The sequence below is a fragment of the Streptomyces soli genome, from assembly GCF_003999195.1.
Taxonomy (GTDB): domain Bacteria; phylum Actinomycetota; class Actinomycetes; order Streptomycetales; family Streptomycetaceae; genus Actinacidiphila; species Actinacidiphila soli.
The window spans coordinates 43,591-61,746 of sequence record NZ_RJVR01000106.1 but is presented as its reverse complement, the minus strand read 5'-3'; the positions used below and the strand labels follow the sequence as shown (position 1 = coordinate 61,746).

14 protein-coding genes, 1 tRNA gene and 1 pseudogene are annotated in these 18,156 nt (G+C 69.8%); 8 read left to right on the top strand and 8 right to left on the bottom strand.

The window, feature by feature from the left end; all coding sequences use genetic code 11:
• Nucleotides 1-16: 16 nt before the first annotated feature.
• The 6 genes and pseudogenes from EFK10_RS09095 to EFK10_RS09080 form a co-directional block, all read right to left on the bottom strand.
• The gene (locus EFK10_RS09095) at nucleotides 17-754 is read right to left on the bottom strand and encodes an ABC transporter permease (RefSeq protein WP_240677092.1); all 738 of its coding nucleotides are present in this window, start codon (nucleotides 752-754) and stop codon (nucleotides 17-19) included.
• A gap of 104 nt (nucleotides 755-858) precedes the next feature.
• Nucleotides 859-1,824 (bottom strand): ABC transporter ATP-binding protein, encoded by a 966-nt coding sequence (locus EFK10_RS09090; protein ID WP_127355219.1) that lies wholly within the window; start codon nucleotides 1,822-1,824, stop codon nucleotides 859-861.
• 563 nt (nucleotides 1,825-2,387) lie between these two features.
• Nucleotides 2,388-2,472: transfer RNA gene (locus tag EFK10_RS47170), tRNA-OTHER, on the bottom strand.
• Nucleotides 2,473-2,656: 184 nt separating this feature from the next.
• The gene (locus EFK10_RS47165) at nucleotides 2,657-2,830 is read right to left on the bottom strand and encodes a hypothetical protein (protein ID WP_164835895.1); all 174 of its coding nucleotides are present in this window, start codon (nucleotides 2,828-2,830) and stop codon (nucleotides 2,657-2,659) included.
• On the bottom strand, nucleotides 2,827-4,053 hold the full coding sequence (locus EFK10_RS09085; protein ID WP_206305373.1) for a DUF2254 family protein: 1,227 nt from the start codon (nucleotides 4,051-4,053) through the stop codon (nucleotides 2,827-2,829). The genes EFK10_RS47165 and EFK10_RS09085 overlap by 4 nt, the downstream gene beginning before the upstream one ends.
• A gap of 328 nt (nucleotides 4,054-4,381) precedes the next feature.
• Nucleotides 4,382-5,983: pseudogene (locus EFK10_RS09080) on the bottom strand (MFS transporter).
• 236 nt (nucleotides 5,984-6,219) lie between these two features.
• On the opposite strand from EFK10_RS09080, the gene EFK10_RS09075 reads away from it, so the two are divergent.
• Nucleotides 6,220-6,831: an HdeD family acid-resistance protein gene (locus EFK10_RS09075; protein ID WP_127355217.1), complete on the top strand. Its 612-nt coding sequence runs from the start codon at nucleotides 6,220-6,222 to the stop codon at nucleotides 6,829-6,831.
• A 26-nt stretch (nucleotides 6,832-6,857) separates the two neighbouring features.
• Here EFK10_RS09075 and EFK10_RS09070 read toward each other — a convergent pair whose 3' ends face one another.
• Together EFK10_RS09070 and EFK10_RS09065 are read right to left on the bottom strand one after the other, a co-directional pair.
• The gene (locus EFK10_RS09070; protein ID WP_127355216.1) at nucleotides 6,858-7,379 is read right to left on the bottom strand and encodes a hypothetical protein; all 522 of its coding nucleotides are present in this window, start codon (nucleotides 7,377-7,379) and stop codon (nucleotides 6,858-6,860) included.
• Nucleotides 7,380-7,454: 75 nt separating this feature from the next.
• Nucleotides 7,455-8,816: a diacylglycerol/lipid kinase family protein gene (locus tag EFK10_RS09065; protein ID WP_127355215.1), complete on the bottom strand. Its 1,362-nt coding sequence runs from the start codon at nucleotides 8,814-8,816 to the stop codon at nucleotides 7,455-7,457.
• Nucleotides 8,817-9,056: 240 nt separating this feature from the next.
• On the opposite strand from EFK10_RS09065, the gene EFK10_RS09060 reads away from it, so the two are divergent.
• The 7 genes from EFK10_RS09060 (at nucleotide 9,057) to EFK10_RS09030 (ending at nucleotide 18,146) form a co-directional block, all read left to right on the top strand.
• Nucleotides 9,057-11,756 carry a LuxR C-terminal-related transcriptional regulator gene (locus EFK10_RS09060; RefSeq protein WP_127355214.1) on the top strand — a complete coding sequence of 900 codons (2,700 nt, stop codon included), beginning with the start codon at nucleotides 9,057-9,059 and terminating at the stop codon, nucleotides 11,754-11,756.
• 110 nt (nucleotides 11,757-11,866) lie between these two features.
• Complete coding sequence (locus EFK10_RS09055) at nucleotides 11,867-12,064, top strand: hypothetical protein (protein ID WP_127355213.1); 198 nt, start codon at nucleotides 11,867-11,869, stop codon at nucleotides 12,062-12,064.
• 23 nt (nucleotides 12,065-12,087) lie between these two features.
• Complete coding sequence (locus EFK10_RS09050; protein WP_127355212.1) at nucleotides 12,088-13,485, top strand: DUF2252 domain-containing protein; 1,398 nt, start codon at nucleotides 12,088-12,090, stop codon at nucleotides 13,483-13,485.
• A 110-nt stretch (nucleotides 13,486-13,595) separates the two neighbouring features.
• The gene (locus tag EFK10_RS09045; protein WP_127355211.1) at nucleotides 13,596-14,963 is read left to right on the top strand and encodes a hypothetical protein; all 1,368 of its coding nucleotides are present in this window, start codon (nucleotides 13,596-13,598) and stop codon (nucleotides 14,961-14,963) included.
• 423 nt (nucleotides 14,964-15,386) lie between these two features.
• A complete protein-coding gene (locus EFK10_RS51950) occupies nucleotides 15,387-15,518 on the top strand; it encodes a hypothetical protein (protein ID WP_265737484.1) in 132 nt (43 codons plus the stop codon).
• Nucleotides 15,519-15,623: 105 nt separating this feature from the next.
• Nucleotides 15,624-16,040: an SHOCT domain-containing protein gene (locus tag EFK10_RS09035; protein ID WP_127355210.1), complete on the top strand. Its 417-nt coding sequence runs from the start codon at nucleotides 15,624-15,626 to the stop codon at nucleotides 16,038-16,040.
• Between the two features lie 327 nt (nucleotides 16,041-16,367).
• A complete protein-coding gene (locus EFK10_RS09030) occupies nucleotides 16,368-18,146 on the top strand; it encodes an alpha/beta hydrolase (RefSeq protein WP_206305372.1) in 1,779 nt (592 codons plus the stop codon).
• Nucleotides 18,147-18,156 lie beyond the last annotated feature (10 nt).

Below are 18,156 nucleotides of genomic sequence, written 5' to 3'. Positions count from 1 at the left end.
GTCGACCCATTGGCCGTCATTCGGGCCTGGGGTCCCAGCGGAAGCGTCGGACAGCCACCAGTGCGCCGAGGACGCCCCACGCAGCCAGCACCCCCAGCTCCTTCCACTGGTAGCCGCCTCCGTGTGTGAACGGAGCGAGCATGGCCTCGTTGAACGGCTTGACCGGAAGCAGACCCGCGATGGTGTTCAGCACACCGGCGTGTATGGGGAAGTAGCTGCCGGAGATGAACACCAGCGGAAACTGGATGAACTGTACGAGCGCGGGGGCTGCCTCGGCACTTCTGACCAACGACGCGACGCCGGCGCCGAGGGCGCAGAAGCTCGCAGCACCCAGTACCAGCGTCAGCGCAAGCGCCGTCCAGTGGGTGGGCAGTGCCACCCCGTAGAGCGCGCCCACACCGATGACCAGGACGACGTCGACGAGGCTGACCAGCACGCAGTGCACCAACAGGCCGACGAAGTAGACCCAGGCCGGCAGGGGAGTCGCTCGCAGCCGCTTGAGCAGGCCGGTCTGACGCCGCGTCGACAGCACGATCGCCAACTGGCCGTAGCAGGCGCCGAGTACGGAGACTGCGGCGATCGTCGGCGTGTAGTACTCCATGCCGGACATCCCGAAGAAGAAGTCCTGCTTCTCGTCTCCCCCGAACACCGCTCCGAAGATCGTGACGACGACCACGGGCAGGAGAAAGGTGAAGATCACTGCTTGCGGGTTGCGCCAGAAGGAGAGTTGCTCGTAGCGGATCTGATGGATCAAGAGGCCGACACGGCCACGACCAGGAAATTCGCCACGACGGAGGTCGGGCTCCTGCTCCGGTGACGTGTTTGGCGCGTCGGCCGTGGACGCAGGGGACAAGGCGGTCATGAATGGCTCCGATTGGGGCGATGCCCTCGTGTGGCGACGGACTGCTGGGACGGCTCACGTTCGAAGGAACGGGTGATCTCGAGGTAGACGTCCTCGAGGGAGGGCCGCTCGACGGTCAGTCGCTGGAGCGTCGTGCCACGGCGCAGGGCCCAGTCTGTGAGGGAGTGCAACACCGCTGTCGGCTCCTCCACCTCGATGGTGACCAGGGCACCCTCAGTGGCCGTACTCGCCCGCACCGGCAGATCCGACACCTTCGTCCCCGGCGGCAGCTCGAAGCGAATCCTGGCGAACGCGCTGTCTCTCCCGCCGAGCGTGGCCGGTGTGCCCGACTCGACGATTCGTCCGTCCGCGATGACAGCCACGGAGTCGGCGAGCGCCTGCACTTCGTCCATATAGTGCGTCGTCAGCACGATGGTGGTGCCGGAAGCCCTCAGGTCCTGCACCACCTCCCAGGCACTCCGCCTGGCACTGGGATCGAAGCCCGTGGTGGGCTCGTCGAGAAACAGCAGACGAGGATCTCCGACAACCCCCATTGCCAGGTCCAGACGGCGCTTCTGCCCACCGGACAGGTCCTTGACCTTGGCGGCCCGCTTCTCGCGCAGACCGACGAGCTCGATGACCTCGTCGACGTCACGGGGAGCCCGGTAATAGCCCGCGTTGCGTGCGATCGTCTCGCGCACGGACAGATACGGCTCCACCGCTATGTCCTGCAGGACCAGACCCACCCGTTCGCGCAGACGACGGCTGTCGCCGGGCAGCCCGGGGTCCAGGCCGAGCACCTTTACCCGGCCCTTGTCCCGGCCGCGGAAACCCTCGAGGATCTCCAGCGTCGTCGTCTTGCCCGCGCCATTGGGTCCCAGCAGGGCGAAGATCTCACCCTCCGTCACAGTGAAGTCGATTCCGCGCAACACCTCGTGGCTTCCATAGGTCTTCTGCAGACCTTCCACAACAACCGCCGTCATCGTGGTCGCTCCAGTTCCCTCACGTTGCTCCTCCTTGCCTGCTTCACTTGCCGGCCTCTGAGCTGCCGGGCATGCCTGACCGTATGGCTGAGGCCATGCCCGGCAGGAGTGGCCGCTCGGGATCTGGTGACGTGCGTCATGAAAGCAGCGACAGTTGTCAATCACGGCAGATCCGCTGCTCGACGGTGGCGGTGTGCACCGTTCCGAGTGCGGTAGGCAACTGTGAAAGCACCGCCGAAGCCACCTACGCCGGCAGACAGCGGGCCCGCTGTCGCCAAGGCCAGGAAGACAGCTCCCATCGCGAGGTGCTTGGCCGCTACCTGCACCACCGCTGCACGGCTGTCCACCGCCCGTCCACCGGAGACCGTTCACGTGAGCCAGCATCAGCAGTCGGAACACGTAAAACCCCAGTTCAGGGGGCTCAGCACCTGGGTCCCGTCACGGAAACGGTACCTCCGACCTACGCATTACGATGCACAGACCGCAGGTGCTTGATTTACCCGAATTTCAAGGTCACCCAAAAGAAGAAAGCCCCAGGTCAAAGGCTTGACCTGGGCTCACCATGGAGCCGCCTTCGGGATTCGAACCCGAGACCTACGCATTACGAGACCGTGAGCGTTCGTGTTGCGTGGTGCCGGGTCGTGCTGCCGAGTGATGTTCTGCCTGATCAGAGCACATGCGACTGGTTGACCTGTACTGCCTCGTATTGCGTCGTCCAAAGGCGTCCGGCCACCGGCTGGCTACCGGGACCGTCAGGAGGCCAACTCATCAGGGTTGTTGGTCTCCAACAGATCCTCCTGCGAGTGGTCGTCGACTCCTAGAAAATGGCCTCTCAGGAAGCCTCTTCGACGTAGACGGTCCCGGACAGAATCCTTTTCGAGCCCCACACGAGGTTGTTGTAGACGGAGCGGCACTTGTCCGCGACCTCCCGGCCCTTGAGGCTGTACTCCGTGTCGCGGCTCCCGGAAGTGGTGAACAGCCAGATCCGGGCGGCTCCGCGGGTCATCCGCCGTCGGGTGAGGCCCCGGCCGCTTCCCGCAACAGCAGGGGGAAGCGCCCGCCCAGCTCCCCCTCCACCCAGGCCAGCCGACGGATCAGCAGCTCGTCGCGGTCAGGGTGGCTCTCGGCCCGAAGCCGCATCAGCAGGGTCCGCAGGCGCAGGAGGACCATCGGGGAGTTCACGGCGGCCGCGATGACATCGTCGAGGGAGGTGCGCAGGAAGTCCTCCCAGCCGGGCAGCTCGACCACGACGCGTACCGCGCCGTCGGGGCCGGTGACCTGCAGGGGGCGGCCACTCTGGGCCGCGGCGGGCCCGCCGAGCAGGTCTTCCAGGCAGTCCAGGCACTGAACGGCGGTGGCGGGGTCGTTCACCGCCGCGGACAGTGCCCGCAGGGCGATGTCGGCCAGCAGTCGGAAGGCGAGCTGCGGGTCCTGTTCGAAGGTCCGCTCGGTGCCGGTGACCAGGGCGTCCAGCACGGCGGAGGCCGGAAGCTGCGCGCCGTGCACGTCGGCGATGGTGGCGCCGTGCGGCAGGGTGTCGCCCGGCAGGCTGTGCAGAACGACGACCGCGTTCGCCGCCTGCGCGGCAGCGAGCAGCCGGACGGTGTCGACCTGCTGCAGCACCGTCAGAGGCCTGGGCCACGTGAGCGTCGAGTACAGCGGGGGCAGTGGCCCGGACGTTGCCGGGGCCGAGGCGCCGTCGTGGGGGTACAGGGCATCGAGGATGATGCGGCCGCGCTCCGTGATCGAGTGGAGGACCGGCGCGAGCTGGATGGCGGCGAAGGCCCGCAGTTGCAGCGTCCGCAGCAGCGCCAGCATGACGAGCAGCAGAACTCCGGCGACGACGGGCACAGCGACCGACACATCGGTGCGGGAGCCGATGGCGAGGGCCGCCGTGATGCAGAAGGCCGCCAGGCTGATCGCGAAGGCGAAGGTCCGCCATACGATCGGCGCCTCTCGGAACAGTGTGAGGCGCGGCGTGAACGTGGTGTGCGCCCACTGCACCACCAGGAACAGGAGCGAGAAGATGACAGCCGTCGCACCGAGCACACCGAAGCCCAGCCCCAGCAACATGTCGGTCACCTGACGCGCCGGCGCTGTCGGGCCGCCCGTAACACGCGGCACGGCCAGGCCCAGACCCAGGCCCACAAGGGTGAACAGCAGCTGTGTACGCCCGGCGCGCAGGCGGCGCCTGCGTTGGAGGGGGGTCTGGCTGATCCGGGACGCCATCATCACTCCAGCAGCGACTGGCCGCCGACGACCGCGCAGCCGGGCCGCTGCTTCACAGCCCCGCAAGCCGACCGCCTGGTTCGAGCGATCACGGCACCGGTAGACGGCCGCAGCGCGGGCGGGAGACCGCGCGTCCCCCGATCCTCACCCGGCCGAGCCGAGGGCGCACCTCAGAGTAGGCCTCCGCCCAGCTGCCCACAGTCGTCATGGCCAACGCGATGCTGCTGCGCGGCCACCGCGCCGACGGGCTCGCAGACCTGGCGGGCCGCAAACTCGCCCAACCAGGCTGCTGCGGCAGCCTGGCGAGGAGGCTTCGCTGGTCGGCGGGTCAGGCTGCCGTTGCCGCGGTGTCCGGCTGCTTGGGCAGCCGTTGCGTGGGCAAGTGGCGGGTGAACGCGAAGCTGGCGAGGGTGATGCCGGCGGTGGCCAGGATGGCGGCTTTGAGGGCGGCGAGTTGTGCGTCGGCGTAGGCGTCCACGACCGCCTCGGCTTCGGACGGCGGCAGCGCGGCGGCCTCGGTGGCGGCCCGTACCTGGTCGGTGCTGACGAAGCTGACCCCGGCCTCGATGGTGGTACCGACCTGTTGGTGCACCGCGTCCGAGATCTTGGGGTTGTCCTCGATCCGGGTCGTGAATGCGTGCACCAGGGCCCCGATGAGGATGGAGCCGATGAGCGCGGTGCCCAGGGAGGAGCCGAGGTTCTGGGCGGTGTACTGCAGGCCGCCCACTTCGCTGCGGTCCGACTCCCCGACGCTGGACTGGGCTACGTTTCCCAGTTGCGAGGCGAGCAGTCCCATGCCGAGTCCCAGTACGGCCATTGCCAGCGCGAACGACAGATTGTCGAGGCGGGGCTCGATCGTGGCGAGCAGCCACAGGATGGCGACGAACAGCACCAGCAGCCCGGCCCGCACCACCGTCCGAGGGCCGGCGATCCTTCCGAGGAGCGGACCGCATATGGCGGACACCAGCATGGTGACCGAGACCGGCAGCAGCCGCAGGCCGGTCTCGAACGCGTTCAAGCCCTTGTACGACCTGCAGGTAGAGGGGGATGGTGAAGAACAGGCCGAGCAGGATGAGATTCTGGCTGAGCAGCATGGTCAGGCCTGCGCGCAGCGGGGGGATCGCGAACAGCGAGAACCGCACCAGGGGATCGCGTCCCCGGGCTTCCTATCGTCTCTCCCACGCCCGGAGCAGATGGAGGACGACGGCTCCCGCGGCGATGACGAACACGGTGAGGGAGAACCCGAAGACGGTGACCGGGGAGTTGCGGGGCCGTAGCCATCCCCAGGAGCTGCTTTGCAGCACGCCGAGGACCACGAGGGCCAGGCCGAGTGCGGACAGTACGGCGCCGACGCTGTCGAGCCGGATCCGCGGCCCCGTTCGCGGGTGCTCCTCGACCCACCGGACGCAGCAGAGGATGGCCACCACCACGACGACCTCGGCGGCGAAGACCAGCCGCCAGGTCAGGTACGTCGTCACCCATCCGCCGACCAGTGGCCCGACCGCGATGCCCGCCCCTGACAGCCCCCCGATGACCCCGTAACGGCCCGGTCCCGGCCGCTGTAGGTCGAGGCCACGAGCGCGGCCAGGGCGGGCAGGACCAGTGACGCGCCGAGCCCCTCGATGACCGACCAGCCGAGTGTGAGCACCCACAGGACCGGAGCCGACGCGGTGAGCGCGGACCCCACGCCGTACACGACCAGGCCGATGACAAAGGCGCGGCGGCGTCCCAGCATGTCGCCGAGTTTGCCGCCTGTGATCATGAAGGCGGCCATGACCAGGGTGTAGAGGGTGATGACGGCCTGGATCGCGGTGACCTCGGTGTGGAAGTCCTTGACCAGCTGGCTGATCGAGACGTTCATTACCGAGGTGTCCAGCACCATCAGGAACTGGGCCGTCCCGAGGATGATCAGAACCCGCCAGCGCCTCACGGCGTCGCACCTCCTCATGTTCCGCCGCAGCCTCACGGCCGGGAGCGGCATCAGGATCCACCGGAGCATATATTTGGCCCCATATAGGGCATTCGGTGTGTTTGGTGGTGTCGAGTCACCCGTACGGGGGTGCCTCTCGCGCCGACCGGTCTACCGAACAGGACCGCCGCCGCGCGGCAGGCTGCGTGGCGCTCGTGTCCGCGCGCCCGGTGCCCGCCCGTTTCGAAGGAGGTGCCATGGCCGAAAGACCCGTTCCCGCACCGGAGCACGAGCCCGCTGATCCCCAGGAGATCCTCGCCGGTATCGGCGGCTCATGGCTCTGGACACTCGGCATGGCCCTCGCGACTTTGCTACCGGGCATTGTGGTGCTGGCCTGGCCCGACGAGACGCTGCACGTGCTGGCAGTCATCGTCGGGCTGCAGCTGCTGGTGGCGGCAGGGTTCCGTTTTGTGACGGCCTTCTCCCGGGACGGTGATCGCGGCGGCAGGGTGACCGCAGTGCTCGTCGCGGTCGTGTTGGTCCTGGCGGGGGTGCTGTCTCTGCGGCACCCCCTGCAGACGATCGCCGCTCTGTCCTTGATCGTCGGTGTCTGCTGGCTGCTGTCGGGCCTGCTGACCGCATTCGCCGCGATCGCCGACCGTGACCTCACCCACCGGGGTCTGGCCTTCGCCGCCGGCGCGCTCGCCATCGTGGCCGGAGTCGTGGTACTCGGCTATCCCGTGGAGTCGGCGGTGGCACTGGCACGGCTAGTGGGTCTGTGGCTCGTCCTGCTCGGCGTCGTCGAGTTGGCAGTGGCGATCGCCCTGCGCGCGGCGACCCGCCGGAACACCGCCGCCGACCAGCGTTGATCGCGGCGGCAAGCCATGCGGTCGCGTCAGTGCTGGAGTGCGGCCTTGAAGACCACGATGACCAACCCGAGGAGAAGGTTGACCGCACCCGCGACCAGGATCAGACGACGTGAGGCGCCGGCGCGAACAGCGGCCAGAGTCGCCCAGCCGACCTGCCCGGCCAGAGCGACAGCGAGCGCCAGCCATGCCATCCCCTGAACTCCCAGTCCGAGGAGCGGACTGATCGCCACAGCGACGGCCGGTGGGACGGCCGCCTCGACGATCGGCCGCTCGTCGGCGCACACGCGGCGAACCTCCTCCCGGCTCACGGCCTGCTGCACCAGCCGGGCTCCAAGGATGCGGGAGAAGACGTGCGCGGCCCAGAACACCACCCCCGTACACAGCAGCAGCAGAACGAGTTCCAACCGCGGAAACGAGCCGAGCGTGCCGGCTCCGACCACCACGGAGGCGGCGAGCAGCGAGCCGTATACCGCACCGCTGTAGTCGATGCGGGCGGCACCGGTCGACGGCCGAGGCCGCGAGTCCTGCGCGCGGGTGCGGTGTGTCACACCCTCAGGGTCGCCGAGCAGGCCGCGCTTCGCATGGTCACAGCGTGCGACGGCCGGGGGGAATGGCCGGCGCTGTCAGCCGGTGTCACGCCCCGCCGCGGCCCGTCCCACCGTCAGGGCCAGCTTGCGCACCCTGCGCCAGTTCATCGGCGGCTTGCCGCGTGGCACGCCGGGACGGTGACGGGGCAGCCGTACGCGCAGGGCGCCCGGTTCGATCCGGCAGCGTACGGGGGCGGGCAGGGTGAGGGCCTCGCCGTCGACACCGGCCGGGATGACGGGTGCGTCAGCGTCGACGACGACCTCCCGGGCGGTGACCGAGGCCAGCCCGGGCCCACGCCGGCCGCGAAGCATCGAGGCCGCCTGGACCGCGTTGTCGACTTTGACACCGAGCACTCCCAGGACGCCGGAGTCCAGCCGATCCCGGAGCCCTAGCCCCGCGGGATCTCCCATCCGGTAGGGGTTGTTGCTCACCAGGACAGCTTGGGGCCCGTCGATGCTCACGGAAGCAGCGTGCACCTTCAGGCGTGGGCCGCTGTGGCGGGTGAGCAGGTCCGGCAGCATCTGCAGGGTCGTACGGGCCTTGTCGTCGCGATAGGCCGGGCTCTGCACCACGGTCGCGTACGCGCCGAAGGAGGCGTTGTTGACGAAGACGCGCTCCCGGTTTTCGGCCGGGGGCGTCCCGTTTTCGGCCGGGGGTGTCCCCTCGCCTATGAAGCCCAGGTCGACGCGCAGCTCGACGCCGTCGGTGAGCGCCTGAAGGCACGCCGAGGGGTCCTCACGGTCGAGGCCGAGGTCCATGGCGAAATGGTTGCGGGTCCCGGCGCTGATGACGACGAACGGAACGTCACGCTCGGCCGCCACGCCCGCGACCAGGGCCTGCGTACCGTCGCCGCCCGCGACACCGAGCAGGTCAGCGCCGTCGTCGACGGCCCGCCTCGCCAACTCGGCCACGTCCTGCGGATGCGCCGGGTCCAGCACGACGACTTCGGCGCCCAGGGCCCTGGCCTTGTCCACCAGGTGGAACCTGCCGACCTTCCCGCCACCCGAGCGCGGGTTCATGATCAGGAAAGCGCGTCTTGCAGGAGCGACCGGGCGTTCCGGCATACGCGCCGGGCCGGTGTCCAGTGCCAGGGCTGTTCTGCCGGTGAAGACGGCCAGCGCCCACAGGGCCAGCGAGACGAGCACCACCCACAGCAGCCCGGCGGCCGCGTAGAGCACCAGGACGGCCACCGGTGCGGCTGTCGCCAGCATGAGTGCGAGTGCCCTGACCGCACCTCGGCGTGCGAGCACCCACCACACGCCGGCCGCCGTGGCGGCCAGCCCGGCCAGCCCCACCCCCACCAGCGCGACGCTCCGAACCCCGGCGACCACCAGCAGGACCAGAACCGCCGCCGTTCCCGCCACCAGTGCCAGGCGTGCGGCCCAACGCCTGTCCATGCGATCAGACCTCCCGTCGATTCAGCCGCTCCTCCCGTCTTCCATTCCACGGGCACGGTCCGCGAAGCGCATCACCCGGCGCGGGCGACCCGTCCCCGCGCCGTCGTGTGGCGATCAACGGCCGAGCACCTGACCATGGGAATGCCAACCAACTCCCCGACACGGTCCGGCTCACGCAGTGTCGGGACCGGAGTCGATGCCCGGCCAGGGGCCATCCGTCGCCTCCTGGGAGGGGAACGCATGCTTCCAGCCAGTGCCTCAGCCGCAGAGGGCGGCGAGAACACCGTCGTCCCCTCGTTCGGCTCGGCGGGAGCACCACTGGATCCGTCCGGGGACCCGCTGCTCGCGGCGACGTTCTCGGTCCCGGCCGTCGCCCGGTGCGTCGTCCGCAGACAGCGACTGCTAGACCGGCTCACCGATGGCACGAACGGGCCGCTCACCCTCATCACGGGCCCGGCAGGGGCCGGAAAGACGACCCTCGTCTCCTCCTGGACACAATGGGCGACAGCCCCCGGGCCGGTGGTGTGGGTGAACCTGGACTGCGACGACACCCCCGGTGTCTTCTGGGCCTACATCGTGGAGGCACTCCAACGCGGGCTTCTCGGGCTCACCGGTGACATCGTCCTGCCCGTCTGTGCCGGCAGCGTCGATCACTCACTGCTGGTCCGTCTCTGCTCCGCCCTGGAACGGCTGCCCGAGCCGGTGGTCCTCGTGCTCGACGGCCTGGACAAGGTGCCCGGCCGAGAGGTGGCATCGGGCCTGGGATTCGTCCTGGACCACGCCGGGCCGCGGTTGCGCCTGGTGCTCACCAGCCGGGTGGATCCCTTGCTGCCGCTCCACCGCTACCGTACCGAGGACCGACTTTGCGAGATCCGAGGCGCCGACCTGGCGTTCACCCCGCACGAGGTGGCCGTTCTGCTGCGGGGGCACGGCCTGGTGCCGGGCGGGGAGACCGTGGACGCCCTCACCAGCCGCACCGGGGGCTGGGCCGCCGGGCTGCGGCTGTGCGCCCTGGCCATGCGGGGGTCGGGTGACGCGGACGGCTTCGTCCGGTCGTTCACCGCCTCCAAGGACGCGGTTGCCGACTACCTACTCGCCGAGGTCCTCGACGCACAACCCGCCACGACCCGGGAACTGCTGCTGCGTGTCAGCATCCTGGACCGGGTGCACCCCGAGCTGGCCAACGCGCTGACCGGGCGCGAGGACGCCGAGCGGATCCTGACGGGGCTGACGCGTGCCAACGCCTTCGTCGAACCCATCGCCGACACCAGGTGGTGTCGCTTCCACCCGTTGTTCGCCGAGGTGCTCCATGCGCACCTGCGCAGCCAGCGGCCCGGCCTCGAACCAAAGCTGCACCGCCTGGCCGCACGGTGGTTCACCGGTTCCGGCCAAGCCGCCGAGGCCCTGGCCCACGCGGCCGCGGGCGGGGACTGGCAGTACGGCGCCACCGCGGCCGTCCAGGACCTGATGATCGGGCGTCTGCTGGCCGGCCCCGACGCCGAGGGGCTCGAAGGGCTCTTCTCGCGCATGCCCGAGGACGTCCCGGGAGCCGAACCGGCCATGGTCGCGGGGGCCTGCCACCTGTCCCGGGGCGACGCCGCGGGCTGCCGCGCGCACCTCGCGCGGGCCGAGCACCACCTGCACGGCAAGGGAGCACGGCCCACGCCCGAGACGCAGCTCACCCACGCCCTGCTACGGCTGCTGTCCGAACCGTACGAGCAGCAGCACGCAGGTGCAGACGCCTCGGCGGCGGCCGAGGAGGCGGCACGCCACGTCGGGGAACTCATGGCGCAGCTGCCACCATTCCGGATCAAGGAACACCCCGAGATCGAGGTGCTGCGACGCCACGGGCTGGCCTGCGCCCTGCTGAAGTCCGGACGCCTCGACGACGCCAGGACCGCGTTCACGGAGGCCGTACGGGCCTGCACGGCCGAAGCCACGTACCTCGTGCGGCATCAGTGCTTGGGGCGGCTCGCCTTGGCCGAGGGTATCGACGGGGCGCTGACCGTAGCGGCAGACCACGCCCGGTGCTCCCTCGCCGTCGCCGACCAGCTCTGCATACCCGAGCCCTGCCGTTCGGGGGCCGGTCACCTGGCGCTGGCCATCGTGGCGTTCGAACGCGGCGATGTCTGCACCGCGATTCACCACCTCGGTCCGGCCGAGGCGCTCTCCGACACCTGCAACGACCCGGTCCTGATGACCGAGAGGGCGATCCTGTGGTCCCGGGTGGAAGTGGCGCGGGGCCGGGGGGCTGCGGCCCTCGCGGCCCTGGACGAACTCGGCCCGTCCCTCCTTCTGTGGCCCGCAGGACGCCTGGCCGTCGCGCGCTCCACCACCGCCCTGGCCCGCGGAGACCACGCGGCGGCGATCTCCGCCCTGGACGGAGCCGAGTCCGGAGGTCCGTCCCGGACCGTCGCCCTCGCGCTCGCCCACCTCGCCGCCGGGCACACCAAGACCGCTCTGCGCCTCGTCGCATCGATCGACGACTCACCGGGGCTGAGCCTGCCCGATCGCGTACGGATCCGCCTGCTGCGGACCCGCGCCGCAATGCTGGACGGCGACCCTGCAGCCGCTCACGCCCTGCTCGCCCAGGCTCTGGACGCGGCACGCCCCGAACAACTGCGACGGCCTTTCACCGAAGCCGGACCCTGGATGCGGCATCTGCTCCACCGCTCGGACGGCCCACTTGGCGTACATGCCTGGCTCACCGCTCCGCCACCGGACCGCCAGGACGACCCGATCCTGACCGAACCGCTGACCGGCCGTGAACGCGAGGTGCTCGCGCACCTGGAGCAGATGATGTCCACCGACGAGATCGCCGCCGCCCTGCACCTGTCCGTCAACACCATCAAGACACACCTGCGGAGCATCTACCGCAAGTTGTGCGTCTCCCGCCGCCGGGAAGCGGTCGAGCGCGGCCGTGAACTCCGCCTTCTGTGAGCCGCCGGCCCTGCCGTGCGGTCACCTCCTGAGGGTGATGCCGTCCCGTCGCACGGCGGGCAACATGCGGGAAGACGGTTTTCCACGCGCGGGGAGGAGCGGTGGAGCACATGCAGTACGAGTTCCGTGTCACCGGCCACGTCTCCGTGGTCCTGGCCGAGGCGTTCCCAGAGCTGCAACGGGTGCTGGCTCCCCGGCAGACGCTGTTCTTCGGGGCGGTGACGGACGAGGCGCATCTGTACGGGCTGCTGAACCGTTTCCGGGATCTCGGCCTGCGCGTCGAGGAAATGCGCCGACTCGCGGACTGACGCCGGGAGCAAGGAGGAACCCCGTGACAACGACGCATCCGGCCCGCCATTCCACCCCGGCCGAGCGAGCCGCCCACGGCAAGGCCGCCCGCTCCCAAGTACCGCGTTCCGGCCATGCCCGGTTCGTACCGGGCGAGGAGCGGCCGGATCCCCTCGGCGTCCTCGAGCGCCAGTCCGCAACCCGCGTACCGGAGCTGGTGCCGATCCGCTACGGCCGGATGCTGGAGTCACCGTTCCGCTTCTACCGCGGCGCCGCGGGGATCATGGCCGCCGACCTCGGCCGGGCACCCCATACCGGCCTCACCGCGCAGCTGTGCGGCGACGCGCACCTGCTGAACTTCCGGCTGCTGGCCTCCCCCGAACGGCGCCTGGTCTTCGACATCAACGACTTCGACGAGACTCTGCCGGGCCCGTTCGAGTGGGACGTCAAGCGGCTTGCCGCCAGCTTCGCCATCGCAGGGCGGGCCAACGGCTTCTCCGGCCGGCAGCGCGACGCCGTCGTGCAGGAAGCCGTCCGGGCGTACAGGGAGCGGATGCAGCGCTTCTCCACCATGCGCACCCTCGACATCTGGTACGCCCGCGACGAGGCCGAGGACCTCGCGCACGTGGTGGCGGAACGGAGCGTCCGGCACAGGACCGACCGGGCCCTGGCTAAGGCGCGCACCCGCGACCACCTGCAGGCGTTCGCCAAGCTCACCCATCTCGTCGGCGGCGAGCGCCGGATCGCTCCCGACCCCCCACTGATCACCCCCCTCGGCGACCTGCTGCCCGGGGCCGAACGCGCCCACCTGGAGCGGAATCTACGGCTGCTCATCGAGCGGTATGCAGAAAGCCTCTCCTCGGAACGGCGCCATCTGCTCGGCCGCTTCCGCGTGGTCGACATGGCGCACAAGGTCGTGGGCGTCGGCAGTGTGGGCACCCGCTGCTGGATCTTCCTCCTGCTCGGCCGGGACGACGGGGATCCGCTGTTCCTCCAGGCCAAGGAGGCGGGGGAATCGGTACTCGCCCCGTACACGGGGCCGGGCGGATACGACAACCAGGGCCGCCGGGTCGTCGCCGGGCAGCGGCTGATGCAGGCCGCCGGCGACATCTTCCTCGGCTGGGAACGCGTCACCGGCACCGACGACCGGCAGCGCGACTTCTACATCCGGCAGCTGCACGACTGGAAGGGCATCGCCCAGCCCGACACCATGACCTGGGACATGATGCGGATCTTCGCCCGCCTGTGCGGCGCCTGTCTGGCCCGGGCCCACGCCCGCTCCGGCGACGCAATCGCCATAGCCGCATACCTGGGCACCGGGGATGCCTTCGACAAGGCCCTGGCGGAGTTCGCCGAGGCCTACGCCGACCAGAACCAACGCGACTACGACACGTTCGCCGAGGCCGCGCGCACTGGCCGCATCACCGCCGCAACCGCCTGATGCGACACCGTCACTCACCCGTCCCGGGCGATGCGGAGCAGCCGCGGCGGTGGCCACGGTGGAGATCACCGGCCGGCCAGGGTCGGTTCCGCGCGTGAAGGGAGGAGCCGATGGCCCCGTCCGACCCCTCCGCCGCCCAAGGCCCCGGCCGGCCCGAAGAGCAGGCCGCCCTGAGCGCCGCCGAACGTGAGGAGTACGACAGGCTGCGCAAGGCCGCCGCGGTGCCCCACCGGCGCCTGCGCTACACGGCAGGATCCGTCCTGCTGGTACTGGCCTTCCTCTTCGCCCCGCTCGCCGTCGTCGCCACTTGGGTGCACAGCACGGTCTCCGACACCGACCGGTACGTGCAGACCGTGGCACCCCTCGCCTCCGATCGCGCCGTGCAGCATGTGGTGACCGACCGGCTGACCAACCAAGTGGTCAGCAATGTCGACGTCAACGCGATCACCAAGTCCCTCGCCGCGGCTCTCCAGAAGGCCGGCGCGCCGCCCGCGGTGGTAGACCGCACCCCGGCGCTGGCCGGCCCTTTGAAGAGCGCGCTCACCAACGCTGTGCGCGGCGTGGCGTCGAAGGTGGTGACCAGCGACCAGTTCGCCCAAGTGTGGGAGGTGGCCAACCGCCGTGCCCACGCCGCGGTGTTGAAGGTCCTCACCGGCGAGGGGAGCAGCGCGGTGCAAGCGCGGGGGAACACCATCGTCCTGGACATCGGCACCGTCGTGGACAACGTCAAGCAGCGCCTGGTGGACGCCGGATTCGAGAAGGCGGCCGCCATTCCCTCGGCCGACCGGACCGTTCCGCTGCTGAAGACCGACAAGCTCCACAAGGCGCAGGGCGCCATGCGCCTGCTCGACGTCGTCGGCACCTGGCTGCCCGTCGTGGCCCTCGCGCTGGCCGCACTCGCCGTCTGGACGGTGCCTGCGCACAGGGTGGCACTGATGAGCGCCGCGATCGGGATCGGCCTGATGATGATCGTGCTGCTCACCGGGCTCGCGGTCATGCGCGGGGTGTATCTGGACTCCGTCCCCCCGGCCACGCTGCCAAGGGACGCGGCCGCCAGCATTTTTGACACGCTCGTCCGCTTCCTGCGCGAGAGCGCCCGTACCATCCTCGTCATCGCGGTGATCACTGCCCTCGCGGCCTACCTGTACGGGCCCGGCCGCGGTGCCCGCGCCGTACGCTCCGGCGCCGCCTGGAGCACCGGAGCCGCCGGCCGGGCCCTGGCCCACTCCGGCCTGCGCACCGGCAGCCCGGGCCACTGGCTGGACACCCACCGCGGCTGGACCACCGGCGTCCTCATCGCCGCAGGCGCGCTCGCCCTGCTGCTGTGGAACTACCCCACCCCGGCATCCGTAGCACTCATCCTGGGCATCGTGGTCTTCATCCTGGTGATTCTCGGCATTCTCAGCGCAGCGGCCGACAGGCCGGGCACGGGCTCCGAGGGCGCTGGGACCGGCGCCACGAAAACCCTCGACCGGTGACGGCGGCAGCGCATCGCGCCGGTCACCGGCCCGAACCGGGAGGCAGGCGATGAACTCCTCCCCGACGACGCGGAGGATCCTGGCCCCTTCACGCTGGTACGCCCGGCTGACCGCTGGTCGCCCGACGGAGCAGAAATCACCCACCACAGGCGATGCCTCGTATACCGGGGTGAGCTGTGCAGGAAGGACAGCACGCACGAAGGGAGAGCGTGAGATGACCGAGGAGAGGTCGGCAGCCGCTGGTGTCGCAGCACTCGCGCAGGCCGACACCCCCGTTTTCGAAACGATCGTCCAGATGACGACACCCTCGAACGGTCGGGTCTGAACCCCGAAACGTACCCCTAGTGCGCATCGCGACACCGGTGGCCATGGACGCTGCCCCCGCCTCCTACCTGCTCACCATCGGCGCCCAAAGAACTCGGTGTGCCGCCGGAGAAGATCCGGGGCACGCTCCTGGCCATCGCCCCCGTCGTCGGCAGTGCCTGTGTCGTATCGGCTGCCCGCAGCAACGGGGAGGCGTTCGGGCTGCCGCTGCAGGGCGAGACCGAGGACTGACCAACCCGGGACCGCCGGAATCTCACCCACGCCGGGTGAGGCGTCCAGCCCCGCGAATCACGCACGCTCGGACACCGCCGGGGGACACATGGATGGGAGAAGGCAATGGACAGTTCCGTGTACATGGCGTACGACTATCCGCTTCTGGGCGCATTCTGGACCATGATGTGGATCTTCCTGTGGGTCCTGTGGATCTTCCTGCTCTTCCGGATCATCACTGACATCTTCCGTGACGACACCATGAGCGGCTGGGCCAAGGCCGGGTGGCTCGTCTTCGCGATCGTTCTTCCCTTCCTCGGCGTCTTCGTATACGTCCTCGCCCGCGGCAAGGGCATGGGCAGGCGCGAGACGGAGCAGGCCCGGGCCAAGCAGCAGGCATTCGACACCTATGTGCGTGAAACCGCCCGGGGTACAGGAACGCCCAGCGAGATCGAGGAACTTGCGCAACTCTCGGAGATCCGCGCCAAGGGCGACATCTCCGATGAGGAGTTCCGCCGGGTCAAGGAGAAGATCCTGCACTGACCGCGACGGGGCAACCTCCCGCCGCTCCACCGGCTGCCGGACAGGAATCTCGAGCACTGCGTACCGGGCGAGCCGGCTCCCTGAACGTCCGCAGGCATCCACTTCAGGGCACCTCAACGAGCGGTCACCCTGCGCGGCATGTCCACCGTGGACGCCTGATCGGCCGCATGGGATGCAACGCGGTCAGCTCATGGGGGACTGGGGGGCAGTGACCCGGATGGCACTACCAGCCGGGCCTTGGGAGCATTGTCCCGGAGGAAAGCCATGAGCCACGACCCGCCAGTCTCTCCGTCGGAAGGGCCGACACCACGCAAGGAGGACGGCAGGGTGGACCGGCCTGGCGGTACGGACACGGCCGAGACCGGGGGCGGGGGCGACGCATCGAGGGAGCCGGGGGCCGAGCACGTCGAGCCATCTCCCCCGTCCCGCGCAGAGCCGTCCCCCGACTCCGGGAAGCGCCGCCGGCTCCTCCACGTCACGCTGCCCGGCTGCTGGGGCGCGCTCGTCCTGGCGTGCCTGTCCTTCACTCCGTCGCTGCTTCCCCGCGGAGGCATACTCCAAGGACTGATCTGCGGCATCAGCGCTGCCATCGGGTACGGGCTCGCCGTGGTCGTGGCCTACGTCTGGCGCGCTTTCGCCGACCGGGACGCGCGGAGCGCATCGCGCAGGTCTTGGCTCGTCCTGCTCCTCAGCGCGATCGTGCTGTTCGGCCTCTCGTTCGGGCTCGGACAGTACTGGCAGCACGAGATCCGCGCTCTCATGGGGGTCACCGACTACAACGTCCTCACCGCAGCCGCCTGCCCGTTCGTCGCGGCTCTCGTCTTCTACCTCCTGCTGCTGGCCGGGCGGGGGATCCGGAGCCTGTACCGTTGGGCCGCCCGCCTGCTCGGGCGCTGGATCGGCAGGCGAGCAGCACGGGCGGTCGGCTGGCTCCTGGTGGCGGGTCTGGCGTGGTCCGCGTTCACCGGGCTGCTGCTGGGCGGCTTCGTGAACGCGGCCAACGAGGCGTTCTCGCTGCGTGACACGCAGACACCGGAAGGCGTGCACCAGCCCACGTCTGCCCTGCGCTCGGGCGGGCCCGGTTCTCTCGTGCCGTGGGACTCGCTGGGCAGGCAAGGCCGTGCTTTCACCGGCAGCGGGCCGTCGGCCCGGGACATCGGCGCCTTCACCCACCGCGCGGCGCAGCAGCCCATCCGGGCCTACGCCGGGCTGGCGACCTCCGACGATGCGGAGACCCGGGCGGCCCGAGCCGTCGCGGACCTCGAACGGGCAGGCGGCTTCGAGCGCGAGAACCTGCTCGTGATGACCACGACAGGCAGCGGCTGGGTCGACCCCGCCGCTGTGGACTCGTTCGAGTACCTCGGCAACGGCGACTCGGCCACCGTGGCGATGCAGTACTCGTACCTGCCGTCGTGGCTGTCGTATCTCGTCGATCAGTCCAAGGCGCGCGAGGCCGGCCGCGAACTCTTCGACGCGGTCTACGACACCTGGTCCAAGCTGCCGCAGGACCAGCGTCCGCGGCTGTTCGTGGCGGGTGAGAGCCTGGGATCGTTCGGCGGTGAGACGGCCTTCAGCGGGGAGTACGACCTGCGCAACCGCACCGCCGGCACCCTGCTCGTCGGCCCGCCCAACTTCAACACGCTGTTCCGCGAGTTCAGCGATCACCGCGACGCGGGGAGTCCCGAAATCAAGCCCGTCTACAAGGAGGGGCGAACCGTCCGGTTCACCGACGACCCGGCCACCGGAATACCTCCGACGGACCAGCCGTGGGACGGTACGAGGGTGCTCTACCTCATGCACCCTTCCGATCCGATCGTCTGGTGGAGCCCCCAGCTGGCCCTCTCCAAACCCGAATGGATCGGCGAGGCGCCCGGCAGAGATGTGCTCCAAGCGATGGTCTGGATGCCCTTCGTGACCTTCTGGCAGGTCACCGCCGACCTGCCGTTCTCCACGGACGTACCGGACGGCCACGGCCACACGTACAAGGCCGCGTACGTCGACGGCTGGAATGCCGTCATGCGGCCCGCCGGATTCACGGCGCAGGACCTGGACCGGCTGAAGGACATCATCTGGCCGGAAACTGAGCCCACGGCCACAGGGCCTTAGCTGTCGCGCG

Bases quoted from the DNA above. Each gene is read 5' to 3' on its own strand.
- EFK10_RS09090 (WP_127355219.1), bottom strand. From the start codon at position 1,824: ATGACGGCGGTTGTTGTGGAAGGTCTGCAGAAGACCTATGGAAGCCAC.
- EFK10_RS47165 (WP_164835895.1), bottom strand. From the start codon at position 2,830: ATGACCCGCGGAGCCGCCCGGATCTGGCTGTTCACCACTTCCGGGAGC.
- EFK10_RS09085 (WP_206305373.1), bottom strand. From the start codon at position 4,053: ATGGCGTCCCGGATCAGCCAGACCCCCCTCCAACGCAGGCGCCGCCTG.
- EFK10_RS09075 (WP_127355217.1), top strand. From the start codon at position 6,220: ATGGCCGAAAGACCCGTTCCCGCACCGGAGCACGAGCCCGCTGATCCC.
- EFK10_RS09065 (WP_127355215.1), bottom strand. From the start codon at position 8,816: ATGGACAGGCGTTGGGCCGCACGCCTGGCACTGGTGGCGGGAACGGCG.
- EFK10_RS09060 (WP_127355214.1), top strand. From the start codon at position 9,057: ATGCTTCCAGCCAGTGCCTCAGCCGCAGAGGGCGGCGAGAACACCGTC.
- EFK10_RS09055 (WP_127355213.1), top strand. From the start codon at position 11,867: ATGCAGTACGAGTTCCGTGTCACCGGCCACGTCTCCGTGGTCCTGGCC.
- EFK10_RS09045 (WP_127355211.1), top strand. From the start codon at position 13,596: ATGGCCCCGTCCGACCCCTCCGCCGCCCAAGGCCCCGGCCGGCCCGAA.
- EFK10_RS09035 (WP_127355210.1), top strand. From the start codon at position 15,624: ATGGACAGTTCCGTGTACATGGCGTACGACTATCCGCTTCTGGGCGCA.